General features: G+C 63.6%; 17 protein-coding genes. 9 read left to right on the top strand and 8 right to left on the bottom strand.

Annotation, left to right across the window (positions count from 1 at the left end):
• Nucleotides 1-86: 86 nt before the first annotated feature.
• On the bottom strand, nt 87-971 hold the full coding sequence (locus AACP59_RS02825) for a bifunctional methylenetetrahydrofolate dehydrogenase/methenyltetrahydrofolate cyclohydrolase (protein ID WP_297317064.1): 885 nt from the start codon (nt 969-971) through the stop codon (nt 87-89).
• A gap of 375 nt (nt 972-1346) precedes the next feature.
• Between AACP59_RS02825 and AACP59_RS02830 the strand changes: the two genes are divergently transcribed.
• Together AACP59_RS02830 and AACP59_RS02835 are read left to right on the top strand one after the other, a co-directional pair.
• Nucleotides 1347-2249, top strand: coding sequence for an ABC transporter ATP-binding protein (locus tag AACP59_RS02830; RefSeq protein WP_339349763.1), 903 nt, complete (start codon nt 1347-1349; stop codon nt 2247-2249).
• A gap of 18 nt (nt 2250-2267) precedes the next feature.
• The gene (locus AACP59_RS02835; RefSeq protein WP_339349764.1) at nt 2268-3095 is read left to right on the top strand and encodes a metal ABC transporter permease; all 828 of its coding nucleotides are present in this window, start codon (nt 2268-2270) and stop codon (nt 3093-3095) included.
• Between the two features lie 69 nt (nt 3096-3164).
• Here the strand turns inward: AACP59_RS02835 and ispF are convergent, their stop codons facing one another.
• Together ispF and AACP59_RS02845 are read right to left on the bottom strand one after the other, a co-directional pair.
• On the bottom strand, nt 3165-3665 hold the full coding sequence (gene ispF / locus AACP59_RS02840; RefSeq protein ID WP_297317061.1) for a 2-C-methyl-D-erythritol 2,4-cyclodiphosphate synthase: 501 nt from the start codon (nt 3663-3665) through the stop codon (nt 3165-3167).
• Nucleotides 3666-3704: 39 nt separating this feature from the next.
• Nucleotides 3705-4319 (bottom strand): CarD family transcriptional regulator, encoded by a 615-nt coding sequence (locus AACP59_RS02845; RefSeq protein ID WP_297317060.1) that lies wholly within the window; start codon nt 4317-4319, stop codon nt 3705-3707.
• 269 nt (nt 4320-4588) lie between these two features.
• Between AACP59_RS02845 and AACP59_RS02850 the strand changes: the two genes are divergently transcribed.
• The 4 genes from AACP59_RS02850 (at nt 4589) to AACP59_RS02865 (ending at nt 8644) form a co-directional block, all read left to right on the top strand.
• On the top strand, nt 4589-5320 hold the full coding sequence (locus tag AACP59_RS02850) for a response regulator transcription factor (protein ID WP_297317059.1): 732 nt from the start codon (nt 4589-4591) through the stop codon (nt 5318-5320).
• Nucleotides 5321-5410: 90 nt separating this feature from the next.
• Nucleotides 5411-6532: a sensor histidine kinase gene (locus tag AACP59_RS02855; protein WP_297317058.1), complete on the top strand. Its 1122-nt coding sequence runs from the start codon at nt 5411-5413 to the stop codon at nt 6530-6532.
• Nucleotides 6533-6675: 143 nt separating this feature from the next.
• A complete protein-coding gene (locus AACP59_RS02860; protein WP_297317057.1) occupies nt 6676-7287 on the top strand; it encodes a LexA family protein in 612 nt (203 codons plus the stop codon).
• Nucleotides 7280-8644, top strand: a complete 1365-nt coding sequence (locus tag AACP59_RS02865) for a Y-family DNA polymerase (RefSeq protein WP_339349766.1) — start codon at nt 7280-7282, stop codon at nt 8642-8644. The genes AACP59_RS02860 and AACP59_RS02865 overlap by 8 nt, the downstream gene beginning before the upstream one ends.
• Here AACP59_RS02865 and AACP59_RS02870 read toward each other — a convergent pair.
• Both AACP59_RS02870 and AACP59_RS02875 read right to left on the bottom strand, forming a co-directional pair.
• A complete protein-coding gene (locus AACP59_RS02870; protein WP_339349768.1) occupies nt 8641-9369 on the bottom strand; it encodes a ComF family protein in 729 nt (242 codons plus the stop codon). The genes AACP59_RS02865 and AACP59_RS02870 overlap by 4 nt on opposite strands.
• 73 nt (nt 9370-9442) lie before the next feature.
• Nucleotides 9443-10261, bottom strand: coding sequence for an HAD-IIB family hydrolase (locus tag AACP59_RS02875; protein ID WP_297317055.1), 819 nt, complete (start codon nt 10259-10261; stop codon nt 9443-9445).
• A gap of 87 nt (nt 10262-10348) precedes the next feature.
• Here AACP59_RS02875 and AACP59_RS02880 point away from each other — a divergent pair, with 87 nt between their 5' ends.
• A complete protein-coding gene (locus tag AACP59_RS02880) occupies nt 10349-10783 on the top strand; it encodes a metallopeptidase family protein (protein WP_297317054.1) in 435 nt (144 codons plus the stop codon).
• Between the two features lie 2 nt (nt 10784-10785).
• Here the strand turns inward: AACP59_RS02880 and AACP59_RS02885 are convergent, their stop codons facing one another.
• From AACP59_RS02885 to AACP59_RS02895, 3 genes are all read right to left on the bottom strand, one after another.
• Nucleotides 10786-12312, bottom strand: coding sequence for a DUF5719 family protein (locus tag AACP59_RS02885; protein ID WP_339349771.1), 1527 nt, complete (start codon nt 12310-12312; stop codon nt 10786-10788).
• Nucleotides 12312-15500 (bottom strand): glycosyltransferase family 2 protein, encoded by a 3189-nt coding sequence (locus AACP59_RS02890; protein ID WP_339349773.1) that lies wholly within the window; start codon nt 15498-15500, stop codon nt 12312-12314. Before AACP59_RS02890 ends, AACP59_RS02885 begins: the two co-directional genes overlap by 1 nt.
• A gap of 67 nt (nt 15501-15567) precedes the next feature.
• Nucleotides 15568-15807, bottom strand: coding sequence for a WhiB family transcriptional regulator (locus AACP59_RS02895; RefSeq protein ID WP_297317075.1), 240 nt, complete (start codon nt 15805-15807; stop codon nt 15568-15570).
• A 509-nt stretch (nt 15808-16316) separates the two neighbouring features.
• Here AACP59_RS02895 and AACP59_RS02900 point away from each other — a divergent pair.
• Together AACP59_RS02900 and AACP59_RS02905 are read left to right on the top strand one after the other, a co-directional pair.
• The gene (locus tag AACP59_RS02900) at nt 16317-17765 is read left to right on the top strand and encodes an LCP family protein (protein WP_339349774.1); all 1449 of its coding nucleotides are present in this window, start codon (nt 16317-16319) and stop codon (nt 17763-17765) included.
• 396 nt (nt 17766-18161) lie between these two features.
• Nucleotides 18162-19115 carry an LCP family protein gene (locus tag AACP59_RS02905; protein ID WP_339349776.1) on the top strand — a complete coding sequence of 318 codons (954 nt, stop codon included), beginning with the start codon at nt 18162-18164 and terminating at the stop codon, nt 19113-19115.
• The last annotated feature ends 89 nt before the right edge of the window (nt 19116-19204 follow it).

Consider the following 19204-nt stretch of genomic DNA (forward strand, 5'->3'; position numbering starts at 1 on the left):
GGCACGAACAATTTCCATACTAGGCGAGACCGAGGTCATTTTCACCGCCAAAGACCGGGCGTGTCGCCCAGGGACCATCCCATTGGTCACAGACCGGCCTGGCGCTCCGCCGTATCGACCACATTGGCCAGAAGCATGGCCCTGGTCATGGGTCCTACCCCACCGGGGTTGGGGGTATAGGCGGAGCAGACCTCACGGGCGGCCGGATCGATGTCGCCCTTGATCCTCCACCGCCCCTGGTCCTCATCCCAGACCCGGGAGACGCCCACGTCGACCAGGACCGCTCCCGGTTTGACGTCCCCGGCCCTGACAAAACCAGCCTGCCCCACCGCCGCGATGATCAGGTCCGCACGCCGCATGGCGGATGCCGGGTCGGGGGTGCCGGTATGGCAGAGGGTCACGGTGGCATTGACCGACCGGTTGGTCAGCATCAGCCCCACGGTGCGGCCCACGGTCAGCCCCCTGCCCAGGACACAGACCTCCTTGCCATTCAGGTCGATTCCGTAGTGGTCCAGCAGCCAGAGTATTCCGCGGGGGGTGCAGGGCAGAGGGGTGGCCACCCTCCCGTCGGTGTGGAGGACCAGCTGACCCAGATTGTAGGGATGCATCCCGTCGGCGTCCTTGACCGGATCGATCTGGTCGATGACGGCCGTGGGGTCAACCCCCTCGGGCAGGGGCAGCTGGACGATGTAGCCGGTGCAGTCGGGGTTCTCGTTCAGCGATCGCACCGCCTGGGTGATCCGGTCGGCATCGGCGTCCCCGGGCAGATCCACCCGGATGGACCTGATGCCCACCTCCTGGCAGTCCCTGTGCTTGCCCTCGACGTACTTCATGGAACCCGGATCGTCACCCACCAGGATGGTTCCCAGGCCGGGCCGCGACCCTGCCGCCGCCAGACGCTTCACCCGCTGACGCAGGTCTTCCTTGACCTGTGCGGCCGCCGCCTTCCCGTCCAGTTTCAATGCCGTCAAAGCCCGACTCCCTCTTATTTTCCGCCCCTGCACTCCCGAGGGATGAGGGGATCTTCTTCCATGTGGACGGTCCTGGACCATCCGTGTATATGGAGGACCAGCCTAGCCCCAAGGCCCAACCACTTCCTCCGGGTTTCCATAAACGGGCAGCAGTCTGTACCAGGGGGCGACTCGGATCATCCCCGACCGCCCTCATCGTCATTCCGTGATTTGCATGTTCGGCAGCCGGCGAATCCTCATCGTTCCTCTGCCGACCGGGCAAGGTCCCGGTCAGGATGCATAATGAGAACAATATTCATTAAGCTCCGGCCATCCGCCACGTTGCATTCCTCCGGGAACCCCTGGTAGGAGGCAGGCACAGTCAGGGAAGAGGACATGTCCGAGAACACGAAGCAGGAGGATATCTGCATCATCTTCGACCATGCCTCAGTAGAACGCTCAGGCAGGCTTATCTGGTCCGACGGGACCTTCTCCATCCCCAAGGGCACGGTGACCGCCATCGTGGGAACCAACGGGACCGGGAAAACCACGATGATGCAGACCGAACTGGGTCTCCTCCCCCTCTCCAGGGGGCGGCTCGAGGTCCTGGGGCGGCCGGCCGGCCAGGCCAATGACCACATCGGGTACGTCCCCCAGAGCTACACCTCCGATATCGACTCCAACCTGACGGCCGAGCAGTCCGTCCTCCTGGGGCTGACCGGAACCCGTTTCGGCATCCACCCGGTCAGCCGATCGGACAGGGAACGCACCCGCCAGGCCATGCGCTTCGTCGGAGTGGAGGACAGGGCCCATGTTCGCCTCTCCCAACTGTCCGGCGGACTGCGACAGCGGGTGGCCATCGCCCAGGCTTTGGTCTGCGACCCCGAGCTCCTCATGCTGGATGAGCCCCTGGCCAACCTTGACCTGGCCAGCCAACGGGCCACGGTCCATCTCCTGGCCCGGCTCAACCACCAACTGGGCATGACCATCCAGGTGGTCGCGCATGACCTGAACATGCTCCTCCCCATCCTGACCGGAGCGGTCTACCTTCTGGACGGACACCCCCACTACGCCCGCATGGATGATGTCCTGGACTCAGACCTACTGACCCACCTGTACGGGACCAGGGTCGAGGTGGTCACCACCCCCCAGGGGGACATGTTCGTGGCCCCGGACATGGACGAGCCGGCCGGCATGGCGCACGACCGGTTCAAGGCCAGCGAGGTGGTCAACCTCCACCCCCGGCATCCGGCGGCCGACCGGACACCCGAAGATGCGTCAACAGGCAAGCGGGACTAGGGCAGGGAGAGGAATTTCATGAAGACCAGCATCATCGACCCGCACTGGATGGACACCCTGACGGCACCCTTCATGGTCAACGCCATCCTGGCCGGGCTCTTCATAGCCATCGCCGCCGGTGCCATGGGCTACTTCACCATCGCCCGTCATTCGACCTTCGCGGCCCATGCCCTGGCTCACATAGGCCTGCCCGGGGCCACCGGAGCCGTCCTTCTGGGGCTCCCGGTCTCCGCAGGACTGGGCCTCTTCGCCCTGGGCGGGGCCCTGGTCATCGGCGCCCTGGGCAAGAGGGCCTCCCAGCGGGAAATCGCCACCGGCACCGTTCTGGCCTTCGCCACGGGCCTGGGGCTCTTCTTCGCCAGGATGTCCAGCTCGGCTTCCCAACAGATGCAGTCCATCCTCTTCGGATCCATCCTGACCATCACCAGGGGGCAGGTCATCGGCTTCCTGATCTTCGACCTGATCCTTCTGGCCGTTCTGGCGGTGATCTACCGCCCCCTCCTCTTCAGCTCCCTGGATGAGCAGGTGGCCCAGGCCAGGGGGGTGCCAATAGGGATCATGAACCTGACCTTCATGGCCATCATGGCCGGGGTCATCACCATCGCCGTTCCGGCCGTGGGGACCCTGCTGATCTTCGCCCTGGTGATCACCCCAGCGGCCACGGCCAACATCATCGTGGCATCACCCCTCAAGGCCATGCTGGTATCAGGATTGATCTGTCTGGTCTCCATCTGGGGCGGACTGGTCCTCTCGGCCATGTTTCCGGCCCCTCCCAGCTTCATCATCGTGACCCTCTCCACCCTCTTCTGGGCCATGAGCAAGGGTTGGGAGGCCATCAGGGGCTGAGGGAAAGACCCGGCCCGCCGGACGCCACCCAGTCACCACCACCTTCCCGGATGTGGCAAACAGACGGATTCAGGACCTGGGCAGGCGCGAAACCAGGGTGGTTGCCATGGCGGCGATCCCCTCTCCATGGCCTGTGAACCCCAGCCCGTCGGTCGTGGTGGCCGTCAGGGAAACCGGGGCGCCCAAGGCTTCCGTCATGGCCGCCTGGGCCTGGTCACGTCGTGGAGACAGATGGGGACGCTGGGCCACCACCATCACCGAGGCATTCATCAGGGACCAACCATGCTCATGAAGGTATGCGGACGTGGAGCACAACATTTCCGCACCATGCATGCCAGCGCCCTTCGATTGCGGTCCCAGGCCGAAGAGGGTACCGATATCGCCCAGATGTGCCGCCGACAGGAGGGCATCAATCAGGGCATGCACGGCGACATCGCCATCGGAATCGCCCTCGATTCCCGGCGTGCCGTCATTCCATTGCAGGCAGGCCAACCAGAGGGGGCGATGCCGGTCCGGTGCGGCGAATCTATGGGCGTCGAAACCCAAACCGGTCGATAGATCCCGGCTCATCGGATCCGAATCCTCCCCCGCCACAGCCAAACCGGGGACCTACCGCTTCGCCTTGCCCTTGCCCTTGGCCCTGCTGGCCTCTTCGGCCACCCTGGCCAGGGTACGGGAGGCCGGCTCCTTGGGAGACTTGCTGTGGTGCTTTTCATCTCCGGGCTGGGGCGCGGCGTAGCCCAGGTTGACATCCAGGAGACGCTGGGCCTCGTCCTCATCCAACTTCTCGGAAAGGGCGATCTCGGAGGTGAGGATCTTCCTGGCCTTGATCAGCATCCGCTTCTCGCCCGCGGAGAGCCCGTGCTCATCCACGTCACGCTGGGAGAGGTCGCGAACCACCTCGGCGATCTTGTTGACCTCACCGGTGGCGATCTTCTCGACGTTCAGCTTGTAGCGACGCGACCAGTTCATTTCCTTCTCCTCCACCACCGGGGTGCGGAGAATCTCGAAGACCTTGGCCACCTCCTTGGCATCCACGATGTCCCTGACGCCGACTTTCTTGGCGTTGTCGATGGGAACGTTGATGACCAGGCCATCCGAGGAGAGAACGGTGAGCTGGAGGTACTTCCGGGTGATTCCTTTGACCGTCCGTTCGGTGATGGCATCGACCCTGGCGGCTCCATGACGCGGATAGACGACCATATCACCGACGTTGTAACCCATGTATCCTCCAAGACGAGTCTATAAAGTACCATGTAATATTGTCATTTGGCATGGACTTGCAGGCCCCGGTATATCGGCTGTTCCAGGAGGCTGGGCAGGGTCTGCCGGTTCGTGCGGGGCCTGCACAGTATTCGCCCAGGTAAAGGCTTCAACTGAAACCGGCAGACGACTATCCTTATAAGAAACGACGTGATTGAAGAGGAACCGGAACCGCCTCAAGGTGCGGGTATCCGCCTTGTGAAGTACACAGACCGAAAACAGAGGTAGGCATGATCAGAAACACAAGCCGCTACACAACACCAAGCACCATCCTGGTGGTCGAGGACGAGCCGACCCTGGCCACCGCCATCGCCCAACGCATCACCGCCGAGGGATGGACCGCCCGTGTAGCCTCGGATGGGGCCAGTGCCGTCCAGGCGGCTTCGCAGCTCAAGCCCGACCTGGTCATCATGGACATCATGCTGCCGATCATGGATGGTCTGGAAGCCACCAAGCGGATCGTGGCCGAGCGCCCGGTCCCGGTCCTGATCCTGACGGCCCGGGACGACGAGGCCGACAAGGTGACCGGTCTGGGTGCCGGGGCCGACGACTACATGACCAAGCCCTTCTCCATGCGCGAGCTGATCGCCCGCTGCAAGGCCCTCCTGCGTCGGGTGGAGCGGGCCAAGGTCATCGCCAAGAACTCCGAGAACGAGAAGGTCCTGGACTTCGGGACCCTGGTCATCGACCCGGCCCAGCGCATCGTCACCCTCCAGGGGGAACAGGTCCATCTGACCCCTACCGAGTTCGACCTCCTGGCCACCCTGGCCCGCAAGCCCAAGTCCGTCCTGACCAGGGAGAAGCTCCTGGAAGAGGTCTGGGACTGGGTCGACGCCTCGGGTACCAGAACGGTGGACTCCCACGTCAAGGCCCTCCGTCACAAGCTGGGCTCCCAGATGATCCGGACCGTGCACGGGGTGGGCTACGCCTTCGAGCCCCCGGAGGATGGGCAGAAGGACTAGTTGCGGTATATGCTGTAGGGCAGTGGCAGAGTTGTGGACCCGGGTCCCCGGACGGGATGGCCCGGGTCCACGCATGTAAGGGAGTAGGGCATGACAGACAGGAAAACCCGACACACCAATTCATCCCTGAGGGAACGGGTTGACCGCGAGCGCCCCATCGGCAGCTTCGCCTCCCTGAAGGTGGAACTGAGTGTCCTGATCATCATCGCCACCGCCATCGCCTTCGTCATGGCCTGGTTCCTGCTCAAGATGGGTTGGAGCGGATGGTTCGCCATGCCGCTGACCCTTGTTGTGGCCCTGGGCATCACCTACTTCTTCTCCCGGGGGCTGACGGCCCCGCTGAGACAGATGCGGGATGCGGCCGAGGCGATGGCCGCCGGGGACTATACGGTCCGGGTCCATGCCGCCTCCTCCAGCCGTGACGAGGTCGGCCTGCTGGCCCTCTCCTTCAACGAAATGGCCGAGGAACTCCAGCATGCCGACCAGATGCGCCGTGACATGGTGGCCAACGTCAGCCACGAACTGCGAACCCCGGTATCGGCCCTCCAGGCCATGGTGGAGAACATGGCGGACGGGGTGACCGAGCCCACGCCGGCCAACCTGGAGGGAATCCTTGACCAGACCCACCGCCTTTCGGACCTGATCGCCTTCCTCCTGGACCTTTCGCGGATGGAGGCCGGTGCCGCCAGTCTGCGGATCGAGAACTTCGACTTCGCCGACTTCATCGACGAAACCATAGAACCCCTGGCCATCGCCGACGCCGGGCACGCCCACGACATCCAGGTGGACCTGGAGGATGGGATCACGATGGAGGGCGACCAGGACCGACTACGCCAGCTCTTCACCAACGTCATATCAAACGCCTTGAAACACTCGGCCGACGAGACCACCGTCCTGGTCCAGGCCCACGAGGACCGGGAGAACGGGACCGTTGTCACCAACGTGGTCAACTTCGGTTCCCAGATACCGCCCGAGGCCCGCACCGACATCTTCCGGAGGTTCGTCAAGGGCAAGCCCGGTCCGGGAACCGAGTCCGGCGGGACCGGGCTGGGCCTGTCCATAGCCCGATGGGCGGCCCAGCTCCACGGCGGCCAGGTCCAAGTGGTGGATGACCCCCGGGGGGCTGATTTCGAGATCGTCCTGCCCAAATACCACATCGAGCAGGATGAGGACGACCAGGCCCCTGCCGGAAGGACCGACGGCAGGAAGTAACCCTCCCGCTCCGACTCGCCGCATTGACGCGACCCCCCACCTCGGCCCATAATGGAATCGAACATTTGTTCGAATGCATATGAGTCCGAGGTGAGTTCATGTCCAGGTCATCCAGCCCGTCGCCATTGCCGAATGCCCCAGGCGTGAAGACCTGCAGGGTCGATGCCCTGGCCTCCTTCATCGGCAACCCCAGCCCCGTTCCATTGGCCTTGGAGGCCGTCCAAGCCGGCTTCCCCTCGGTGGCCCAGGATTACTTCAACGGGGATTTCAGCTTCGACCAGAACGTCATCATCCACCCCAGCTCCACCTTCATCATCCACGTGGCCGGCGAGTCCATGACCGGGGCCGGCATCTTCGACGGGGACCTTCTGGTGGTGGACCGGTCCCTGGAACCCAGACAAGACGACGTCGTCATCGCCATCCTTGATGACGAGATGCTGGTCAAGCGCCTGGTCCGGAAGGACGGACATACCATTCTCCATGCCGAGAACCCCTCCTATCCCGATTTCATCCCCCAGGACGGCGAGGACCTGGTCATCTGGGGGGTGGTCACAGGCAACTACCACTGGCAGCGCGTCGACACCCCGGGCGGTTTCGGATCCCGTCCCCTCCCCCAGGTCACCTATCCGGGCAGGCAGGGGTCAGCCGCCAGGCGGGGAGACGGAACCACCACCGCACGACAGGGCGGAGCCGGGAGGAAGGCACACCACTTCCAGCCCGTCTACCCCACCGCGGAATGGGGACACCATGCCTGAGCAGGAGGGCGGCCACACCCCGATGGGTCCGGGGGACGGAACCGCCCTGGCCCCCCGGATGGTCCTGGCGGATGCCAATTCCTTCTATGCCTCCTGCGAGAAGGTCTTCGACCCTTCCCTGGAGGGGAGACCGGTGGTGGTCCTTTCCAACAACGACGGCTGTGTGGTGGCCAGGAACCGGGAGGCCAAAGAACTCGGCATCGCCAATGGGACCCCCTGGTTCAAGATCCGGGACCGGGCCATTCACGACGGGGTGGTTGCCCGGAGTTCCAACTATGAGCTCTATGCCAGCCTCTCCCGACGCATGATGGCGGTCATGGCGCAGTTCCTGCCCGATCAGGAGATCTACTCCATCGATGAGTGTTTCATGACCAGCATCTGGGACGATCAGAAGACCGGTCGGATCTGCAGGGACCTGCGCGACACGGTCCTGCGGTCGACCGGCATCCCCGTCAGCGTGGGGGTGGCCCCCACCAAGACCCTGGCCAAGGTGGCCAACCATTGGGCCAAGGACCATCCCGGCGGCAATGGAATCACGTTTTGGGACCAGGTGGAGGCCGAGTACGGGGACCGCGCCCTGGCATCCGTTCCCATCGACCATGTCTGGGGGGTGGGCCGCAGGTTGACCAGGAAGTTGCTGGGCATGGGTATCGTCACCGCCCTGGACCTGCGCAATGCCGATCCTGTCCTGATCAAGCGACGCTTCTCCGTCCTGGTCCAACGTACGGTCCTGGAGCTGCGCGGGATTGCCTGCATCGAGGCAGGGGCCGACGCCGACCAGGGGGTGCGAACCGGGCAGATCCTGTGTTCACGGATGTTCTCCCACCCGGTGGAGGGGTATGCCTCCCTGGCCCAGGCCCTGAGCATATACGCCCAGAAGGCCTGCCACAGGCTCCACCGTCAGCACAGCCTCTGTGCCAAGATCAAGGTCTTCTGCTCCACCAGCCCCTATGCCCCCCAGCAGTTCACCGCTACCAGCAGGATGGTGACCCTGGAGGATCCCAGCGATGATCCCCTGGTCATCGCCCGGACGGCGAGCCAGGCGCTCCAGGGGCGGGTGGACCCCCATGCCCGGTACGTCCGGGCCGGTGTGGTCCTCCTGGAGCTGAGCGATGCCAAGGACTTCCACACGCTGGACGGACTGGGCGCAGCCCGAGACACCCACCAGCTGGGCGAGGTCCTGGAAGCCGCATCGCAACGCTTCGGCCCCTTCCGGGTGGGGGTCGGATACGGGGGCGTTCGCGGACGGGGACGCCATGATGACGACAGCGGTGCCACCTGGTCTATGAACCGGCACATCCTCTCCCCCAGGCCCACCACCCGATGGGACGAGATGGCCGTGGCCTACGCCCGCTAAGTCACCGAATCGGCCTGGGGCGCGGCAGCCAGGGCCAGGGCGGTCAGGGGGAACCCTCCGGCCCGGGTCAGGGCGCGGGCGCACTGTCTGATTGTCGAACCAGTCGTGATGATGTCATCGACGACCAGAATCGGGTACCCGGCCAAGGAGGCGGTCTGCCTGACCGCTATGCTGCCCGAGACCCTGCTGGCACGGTCGGAACGGCCACCGGCCGCGACCGACTTCCCGCGGATGCCCCGCATGACCAGACTGTGGGAGACCACCGCCGACAGACCCAGATTCGTCAAGGTCCCAGCCACCGCAGCGGCCACAGGATCCAGATGGGCACGCCCACGCCTACGCAGGGACCGGGGCGATGAGGGGGCCGGGACGACCAGGATGGGGGCATTCGCCACCCCTGGCAGGTGGGACAGGAGCTGACCGCCTGCCAGGAGACGCGCAGTCAGGATGGAAAGGGCACACCCCAGCGGGCGGTCCAGGGCGCGATCATCGTGGTCCTTCCAGGCCAGGAGGGTCCGCCTGACCGGTCCAAGATATGGGCCACAGGCGAGAGCCCTGCCCAAGGCAAAGGCGGGGGCATCGGAAAAGACCGGCAAGGTCAGCAGCCGGGCGCAATCAGGGCAGAGCAGGGTATCGGGCAGGTCGCAGCCGGCACATCCCCTGGGCAGGATGAGACCCTCAACCTCCCGGACCATCCGCAGGCCGCAGGCGGCGCCCTGCATCACGGAACGAGGAAATCCCATGCATCAAGACAAGCACCGTCAATCCGCTGGAAATCCCGGGAAACGAGGGTGTGCGTCAACGTGCCAGGCGGGACTCCATGGCCTGGATCAGGTCCAGGGTGTCGGCCGGATTGGCCACGCTCACGGCCATGGCACCGGCAAGCGCCGTGGGATAGTCGTTCCCATCGGGATCCATGCGGTCACCAACGAAGAGGATCCCGTCCACACCGACCCCAAGGATCTGGGCCAGAGTGGAGACCGCATAGGCCTTGTCGATCCCCTTGGCCGAGATGTCGACACTGGTGGACCCGCCGGAACGGACCTGGAGGTGAGGCAGGTCGGACGCCACGGCCGCCGCCAGACGGTCCTTGCGGCTGTTGTCCGGATCCCAGGCCTCCTTGGCCTGGACCGGGGCCTCCTGGCCCAGGGCGGAGAAGGTGATCTGACTCCCCCGGTCCTCGATCCGTGGACCCCAGGTGTCTTCCTCCCAGTCGCCCAGCTCCCGGGCACGCTTCTCCAAGGAGGCGATGGCGGCCTGACGGTCCGCCTGACTCAGGTCATGGGCATAGACCTGGTCCCAGTCGCCATCCTGCCACCGGTAGTACCGCGTGCCGCTGGTGGGCATCAGGTGAAGGCGCGCCCTGTCGGTATCCGGGGGCAGAGCATCCAGGATCTGATCCCGGAACTGGCGGAAACGACCGCCGGAGATGATGGCCACCGGACGCAGACGTGTCAATGCGGCAAAATGACGGGCCATGATCTCATCCATCCTGGTCTTGGACAGGGCCAGGGTGTTATCCAGGTCAAAGGCCAGCACATCCGCCTTGCCACAGACCGAATCCAAGTCCAGATCACGCCACCGGGGCACCTTGATATCGCCATCGCCTGCTGCCATGGATCCTCCTTGCATCACGATCAATCCAGACAATGGTACCGAACACCCTGAGACCGCCCCGCCCGGCCGACGGCTATGGTAGGTACCATGACACATGAGCTGCCGCCCTGGCGTCGGGCCGTCTACCGCAACAGCCACGGACGAGGCATCCGCAGACCGACCTTCGGCACCCGCCTACCCGGATACCGCACCAGGTGCGGGGTCTTCGACGATCTGGTGGCCGCCCAGATTCGCAGACTGAACGTGGGCTGGCCCGACCTGGTCAAACCCGTCCAGTTCGCAGTGGAGGATGTTCCCCCCTCGGACCCGACACCATGGGATGGGACCTCCGGCCTCTATTCCCGGTCTTTCCCCGCTGGCAGGGGCCTGCCTCCAAGAATCGTCCTATACCGTATGCCCATCCAGCACAAGGCCAGGGACGGAATGGACCTGGAACTGGTCATCAGGGACGAGCTGGTCCTTCGGCTGGCGGAGCTCTACGGACGCTCCCCCGAACAGATCGACCCCATGTGGGGTCAGTGAGTTCAGGGAAGTATGGCCGGGTCCTGTCCGGCATGGATGATGGTGGTACGGGGCAGAAGGGCTGATGGCATCAGGGATGCCAGACCGGCCAGTTCCGTATCCTTGACCTTGTCCACCTCGATGCGTCCATTCCAGACCACCTGATCGCCCTTGTCCATCCGGACGGCTGCCGTGCCCGAACCCAGATCATCCACGGCAAGGTCCACTGCCCTGGATGGGTCCAGATCGACATCCTTCTGCCCGGTCTTCTTGCCGGACTTGTCAAACCCCGTCAGGGAGACCGCGGCCTTGGACCGGGAGCCATTGACCAGGCTGAGCTGGCCCTTGGCGTTTTCGGGCACGGTCAGGGCGCTCGATACGGCTGCGGTGCCGGGGTTGAGGATGGCGAAGTCCGACTGGTCCTTGTCCGAGTCATTCTGAATTTTGACTACGGCATTGATGGGCTGGTCTGCGGTGATGCGCAGGGCCGTCTTCCCGGAGGGCACCCTGCCCAGATCGATGGCTGAGGTGCGCCCCGCCTTGAGTTCGCGGCCGTCCGCCTCCTGATCACCCTGATCGCCCAACCATGTCAGTTTCATGGATGCAGCCTTCTCCGATCTGGCCAGGAGAAGAATCCCGTCATCCTCATGAACCCCTGGAATGATCAGGTCCCTGCCGGCCGGATCCAAGGCGGTGGCGTAATCGGCCCCGCGTGGTTCCAGTCCGGACATGGCACTGATGGTGGTCATCATGGCCACCGGGGCCTGGGAACTCGTTGCGGTGACGTAGATGCCATCCTGGTCGGGTGCCGCTGCCGATAGGTCGAAGGAGGCATGGGAGCCGGGGGCAACCGTCATCATGTTGCCGTTCGCCAGGGTCATCCTGGAACCAGAATCCGATCCATGGATGGTGATGGTGATCTTGGTGGCCTTCGAGGAAGGGTTGTAGGCAACCAGCCGCTGGGTCCACCCCTGCTTGGTGGAGGGCAGGAGGAAGGAGGCCTGCATGCCGGCATCCGGGCAACGCAGACCCTGTACTCCCTTGAAGTCGCCCTGTGTGGCCCAGGACACCATCGAAGCGGTGCTCCCCGCCCCCGGCTCCACCTTATAGAGGTTGGACCTGAAGGCCAGGGCCTCCGATTCCACACCGCGGGAGCCGACCATGGCCTTCTCCCCGTCCAGGGGATCGGGATCGGACAGGGTCTTGGTCTCCCCCTCCCCGACCGGGGAAATCCGCGATGTCAGGACCGAACCGAAGGATCCCATCATGGCCGAGGCGGACAGATCGCCCTCGGAGGCACGGAGCTCTTCATCACCGACCTTGTCGGCCTCATTTAGACTCATCCGGGCCGGGCAGTATGAGGTGATAATCCGCTGGCTCACCTTGTGGGTCTGGGTGGACGATGCCTGCACCCTGTCGATCATGAAGGGGGGAAGCCGGAAGAAGACGAGGCAAGCCACCAGGGCGACGACGATGAGGATGGAGAACCCACCCAGCGAAAGTCTCCACAGACTGACGCGACCCGATGAATCCTTGGTTTCCTTGCTCATCACTGCTCCTGTCCTGAACTACGACGATGCGGCAGAGCCACCAGGCAGTACCCCGCCAGGGCCAGACCCAGCACCCAGAGCCATGCCCTTCGCCAGGGCGAATCCGACACGGCCCGGTAAGGGGAGATGTCGATGCCATGCCTGTCCGAGGGGTCAAGGGTCAACCTGAAGTAGGTGCCCTGGTCATTGCTCACCACCTGTTGGGTACCGTCGCTGGCCGTGATATTGGATACCAGGTCCTCGTTGGGGGTGGCGGCCCCTCCGATCGATTCGCTGGAATCGCCGGGAACGTATATGCCCCCGTACCCCAACCGGCTGATGGCCTGAATGGCTGAAGAATCGGAACTGGCCATCAGGGAGGCACTCGAGGAGGAGAGGCTCCCGGCCGCCGGATCAAGCCCGCCCCCAACGGCCTGAGCCCTGGCCGCCGGCGAGACGTCGATCAGATCGCCACGGGAGGTACGCATGGATCCATACATGACCTGGCTCTGCCCGGAAGCGGACAGGACCAGAACCCTATGGTCCTCAGACTTGGAGAGGTAATCCACGGCAACCATGGGCAGACCGTCCCTATCCGCGCGCATGGCCGATTGACGCCCGCCAGAGAGGCTTTCCATGGCCAGAACAGCCAGGACGGCCACCAGGACCAGGGTGAGCAGACCACGCCCCACCCGGACCAGGATCGGAACAACGCCGGCATTCCCATCGGTCCCCACCTCAATGGCCTTGGCATTCGACTCCACCAGGTGCTTCTCGGAAGCTCCGGGGTTCTTGTTGTCACGGGAAACAAGCGGTCGGAAGGGCTTGACCGCCCCACCAGCGACCTGGCAGATACAAGCCATCAGGGAGAGAAGGACCAGCAGAAGTCCAGGCAGGGGCGAACCGGCCACCGGACCGCTCTGGTCCAGTCCGACGGTGATGGCCGATGACCCCATGGCCAGGAGCACACCGATCAGGGCCATGGCCCACATCATCCTGGAGGTGCGCATGACCGCGGGCAGGAAGAGGGCCACAAAGGCCAGGATGACCAGGACCAGAAGGGCGCCCAGGAGGATCATGCCACGCCAGTCGCCGCTGCGGAACCAGCCCATCCACCCCTGTGATACATCCAGCCCAAGTATCTGAACCACCATATCGCTCAGGCTGTCCGCCCTTGGTTGGCCTTGTGCCAGGGAGGAGGGGATGGTCACGTCGCTGAAGAGCTGACGCCACAGTCCATCCCGAAAATGACGGACCAGGTTGACCAGGGTCGGGGCCAAGGCCAGGGCCGAGGGGATCGGGATCAGCATCAACATGGCCTTGTGGGTCGGAACCATGCAGAAGACGATGATGAAGACCGGAATCAGGGCCAGGAGCAACTGGGGCTCGGCCAGGGTGACCGGCACGAAGCAGATTGCGGCCAGAGCCGCGTTCTGCACCGAGGCATGGGGACTTGACGGCGCCTCGGTCTGATAGAGACCCACGGCCTTGAAGACGAAGGCGAAGGCGGCGGGCATGAAGGCCAGAACGGTCAGGATGGGCAGGTTGACCGATTCCACGACACCCAGGGCGAAGGCCAGACAGGACCAGAGCAGACCCGCGGCCACCCGCACCGGGTTGGACCGGGTGAAGATACCCGCAAGGGCCCAGAAGGACAGGGCCGAGAGGGGGACCTCCACCAGAAGCATCAGCACCATGGCCCAGGCCACATGCCCGCCCGTCAGCAGGCTGAAGACCATCAACACCAGAAGGAAGGGGGTGGCGGCCGCCGGCATGCCGACCCCCCCACCCCAGGTCCAGGATGTGGTGGCGGCCGAGAAGAGCTGACTCCAATCGGCCCCCGAGGAGAGCATGGTGCGTGAGTATATGGTTCCACCGGAGAAGACGTCCCGGCATACGGACCAGTTGGTGGCCAGGAGGACGACCAGGACCAGGGCCGTCATGCCCAGAGCCCAGATCAGACGCCTGATACGCTGCCTTTTCAGATGGGCCAGGGCCAGGTGGCTGAGCAGGGGGTGACCCTGTTGGTCACGGAAGGCCTGCTGCCTCTGATGCCACTGCCGCACCTGCTGCCGGTTGGCCTGGAGCACGTCAAGGCGGTTCAGGGCCGTCACACTGACTGAGGCGAGTCTGCGACGCATCATGATGCTGGAGCGCAGGTGCCCCAGCAGCCTCCACGGAGCGCACAGGTGGCAGAGGGCCGTGTAGGGCCGCTTGTCGGCCAGGCTGGCAATCGCATACCAGACGGACACCGGGAGCCTCCATATCCAGACCGGCAGCCACCAGATCCATGGGAAGTCCGTCAACAGGTACCGTTCGGCGGCATCGATCCAAGCCATGGAGGCATCCGCCGGTCGTTCCGGATCGACCGGGTGACCACCACGGTCACGCAGACCGCGGAATCGCGCCTGGGCGTGGGCTACCCTGGCCCCGGGGACCACGACGACCCTTCCACCCGACAGACAGATCCGCCTGCAGAGGTCGTCGGATTGACCGAAGGTGCCCGCCCAACGTTCCAGTCCCCTCAGGTTCTTCAGCGTTTCCAGGGGCACCAGGGCTCCCGCCAGACTGACCGAAAAGACATCCTGACGAGAATCGTACTGCTCCTGATCGGGCTCCTGGTCGACCACCAGACCGACCGTGGAATGCCTGTAGGCATACCGGCCCACATCACGGAGCCCCTCACCCATCCAGTCGAATTGCTTGGCGCCGAGAATCGAAGCCGTGGGAGACCTGCGCCAGGAATCAATCAGGGTCTCCAGGCAGGTCGGATCCATCGGACGGGCGTCGTCATGCAGGAGCCATAGCCCCCGGGTCATCTCAGGCAGACGGGCATACCCCAGGGCCTTGCCTATGGCATCCCCGAAGGACGAGGCCCCCTTGGCCCGGACCACCTGGACCTCCACCGTGCAGGGGTCCCGCGAGCCAACGACCTGCCGGCTGGACAGCCTTGGTCTGAGGACCTGAAATTCGGAATACAGGGGCTCAACGGTGGCACCGGAGCAGTCCGCGATGACAATCACCCCCGGCAGCACGGTCTGTGCAACCAGGGCCTCGAGGGTATCCGGCAGGTAGGTAAGGTCCTGTTCGACCGTCACCAGGGCCGCAACCGAGGAATCCACCTCTTGGGTGGTGTCGGCCGGTCGGCCATCTATGACAGCTGCGAGAACCTGCTTGACATCCAATGCTTGCGGCGCGACAGAACTCATAGGGTCCAGTGTACGCAAGACCCGGCACACATTATCTTCGGCATGGAAATCCGGCGATTCTGCCGTTTCACTGTTGGCGCATACGCTTTTTGTAGCGACGGCGTTCCCGTTCGCTCATCCCTCCCCAGATTCCGAAGCGTTCGTCATGCTCAACAGCCCATTCCAGGCATTGCTTACGAACTGTACAATCAGCACAAACCTTCTTGGCCTCCTGGGTGGATCCCCCCTTGCCCGGGAAGAAGGCTTCAGGGTCTGTCTGGGCGCAAAGCGCATCATTCCGCCACGATAAGGCGTTGTTGGACTCCATCCATTCAATCAGCGGTTGCAGACGCTGTTCCAGTTTTCCGTTATATTGAGTGTCTATAAAACCACCCATAGCGACCCCCCAGTCCCTAGTGTGTTACTACACACTTCAATTAGATACGCTCTAATGGACGTTTGTCAACCCGGACAAGGGGTTTGATGCTCTTCCCCAGTGATAATTCCTTATACTGCCAGCACCTGAAAGTCGGGGGCGGCACAAGTGAAACAGTGGTTTTCTTCAATTGGTTTATCTCACATTCACCCCTATTGCGGAATCTGGAAGAGTGATAAATCTCCTTATTCTTTCCAGGTGATTCGCACCGGACGGTATGGGCCCTTTATCCATCCCGGCACAATCAGAGCCATAGGTGAGGAAATGGAGGGTATGCGCCGGAGACGGCCACCCGCGGAAGGGCTCGGTCTACAATTTGAACAGTTCGGACAGGCATGACCAGGCAGGCGGGACTCCACCGCAGGGCATGCGAAAGATTGGCCAATGAGGAAGGCACATCATTGACGACCAACAACAACCAGGCACATATGCCCAACATCAAGGCGGGTTCAGGCAGCAAGCCCCGGCACAGTCTGGGGTACCGCACCAGCAACCGGGTGCGCGCCGTCGTCTGCATGGTGCTGGCATTCATCGTCTGCTTCCTGGCCTCGACCGTTGCCGCCTTCTGGATCGACCTGAACGGCAGGATCACCGTGGTTCCGTCGGTGATTTCGGACAAGAAGCACAAGGCTCCCGAAGACATCTACAAGGGAAAGACCCTGAACATCCTGGTCCTGGGCCAGGATAGCCGGGACGGCGAGGGCAATTCAGCCATCGGTGGTGCCGGTGAGGATCTGGAGGGCAACCACCAGTCCGATACGGCTCTGGTCATGCAGATTTCGGCCGACAGGTCCTATGCCAATGTGGTCTCCATCCCCAGGGACTCCATCGTGGATGCCCCCAGCTGCACCACCAGCAAAGGAACGACCATACCCGCCCGTTCCAAGGTCATGTTCAATTCCATCTTCGCCGAGGGGTATTCCCAGGGCGGCGATGTTGAGTCCGCCGCGAACTGCACCCTGACGGCGGTCCAGTCCCTGACCGGGTTGGATATCCAACAATTCGTCGTCGCAGACTTCAACGGGTTCAAGTCCATCATCGACACCCTGGGCGGGGTCGATGTGTGCATCCCCGTCGACACCGTCGACGAGACCACAGGACTGGACCTGCAGCGGGGCCTGCATCACATGGATGGAACCGAAGCCACCGAATACGCCAGAATGCGCCATGGCACGGGCAGCGACGGTTCGGACATCATGAGAACCACCCGGCAGCAGTACCTGATCAAGACCCTGGCCACAGAGGCGCACAAGGTCGACATCTTCTCCGACCTGCCCAAAGCCTACCGTCTGGTCACCACATCCCTTTCCTCCCTGCAGATCAGCAAGGGCCTGGGTGATTTCCAGACCCTGCTGGGCCTGGGGGACTCCCTGAAGGACCTGAAGCCTTCCAACATCTATGCCCGGACCCTGCCCGTGGAGCCCTGGTCCCAGGATATAAACCGTGTGGTATGGACGGACGAGGCCAAAACGGTCTGGAAAATCCTCAGAGAGGGGAGACCCCTTACGACCAACGCCGATGGTCAGGCTGGCGGCCAGGACCAATCGGCCCAGACCTCCGATCCAGCCACCTCCCAGGACGCCCAGTCGCAAGACCAGACCTCCGATCCGACCACCTCCCAGGACGCCCAATCGCAAGACCAGACCTCCGTTCCCAGCCAGTCCCTGCCGGCCCCTGATCCCCATACCGGGTTGATCACCATGCCCGACAAGACCCTGATCGATCCGGACACCGGCGGTATCGTCGACCCGGATGACGGGACCATCAAGGACAGGGTGACCGGTCAGTACATCGGCATGGCCGACAGGTACCTCTTCGCCACGGTCTGTGCCGTTCCCGCGCAGAAATAGTGCTGAGGGACGACGAGCCGGGCCATGCGATGGTATTCATGGCCTAGTTGGGATTGAAGACGTAGGACAAGGGATTTAGGTATGAAGCCAGGACCAGATGAAAGCCGAAATTCGCAGGAACCACCGAGTTTCATGCCCTCCGGCCATGGTCATTCGCACCACCGAAACGCATCTCCTGCACCTTCGGAATCGCAGTTGCCACCCAGTTTTTCCCCCTCTTCACGTACGCCTTCAGGCGGAATCAAGCCGGCACAGGCCGCCAGATCCTCAACACCCGCACGCAGAACGACGGGATCCTCACGGAAGACGCCGGCCGCGACCAGGCCAACCGCCCCCGCACCCCGTCAGTCCCCAGCCGACCCACCGCTCCGGCAGGCGTCTGTACCGGGCACGTTCGTGGCCAAGAAGCGCCACCGGGGCCGGCGCATCATGGCGGCCATCCTGGTCACCCTCCTGGTCCTGTTGACGGTCCTGGCCGGAAGCAGCTGGTTCTGGGTCAACAGCAAATTGAACCGCGACAAGATGCTGACCAACATGCCTGGATCCCAGGCCTCCACCTGGCTGATTCTGGGATCCGATCAGCGCGACGGAACCCCCGGTGCAGGCGAGGATACGGATATCACCGGATTCAGGACGGATACCATCCTGGTCCTGACCAAACCCAGACATGGGGCCGCCTCCCTCATATCCGTCCCCAGGGACTCCCTGGTCAAGCAGAACGGCGAGGGGATGAAGATCAACGCCCTGGCCTATACCTCAGGATACCGGGCGCTGACCGCACAGATCGAGGAAATCACCGGCAACAAGATCGACCATGTTGCCGTCATCAAGTTCGGCGGCCTCCAGGGGCTGGTCGACGCCCTGGGCGGCGTTGAACTCTGCTATGACAGCGATGTGAACGACCCCAATTCGGGAATGATCTGGACCTCCGGCTGCCATCAGGCGGACGGGGGCGCCGCCCTGGCATTCTCCAGGATGCGGTATTCTGACCCCAAGGGCGATTTCGGCAGGGCGGAGCGCCAGCGCCAGGTGATCGGGGCCATCTCCAAGAAGGTCACCAAACCCTCCATCCTGCTCAACCCCTCATCTGCCAACAAGGTCATCAACTCCGGGCTCCAGGCCATCATTGTGGATGAGAAGTCCAACGCCTGGACCCTGTTCAGAATGGTCCTGGCCTTCCGCGACGCCACCGGCAAGGACGGGATCAGCGGCAGTCTCTACTGGACCGACCCTGATTACTACCCCGGCGGCATCGGATCCACGGTCCTCCTGGATGATGCCCGCAATACCAGTCTCTTCCAGGAACTGGAACAGGGGACGCATGCCCCCGGCCAGGTCGGAGGCGAGTAAGCCTCGTCGTACAAGCCACCTCCCGGTGGACATATGGCACGTCCGACCACATGGTCAGACTTCGACCGCGGTATCATCCCGGGTCCGGG

The sequence above is a fragment of the Bifidobacterium indicum genome (assembly GCF_036987015.1).
GTDB classification, from domain to species: Bacteria; Actinomycetota; Actinomycetes; order Actinomycetales; family Bifidobacteriaceae; genus Bombiscardovia; species Bombiscardovia indica.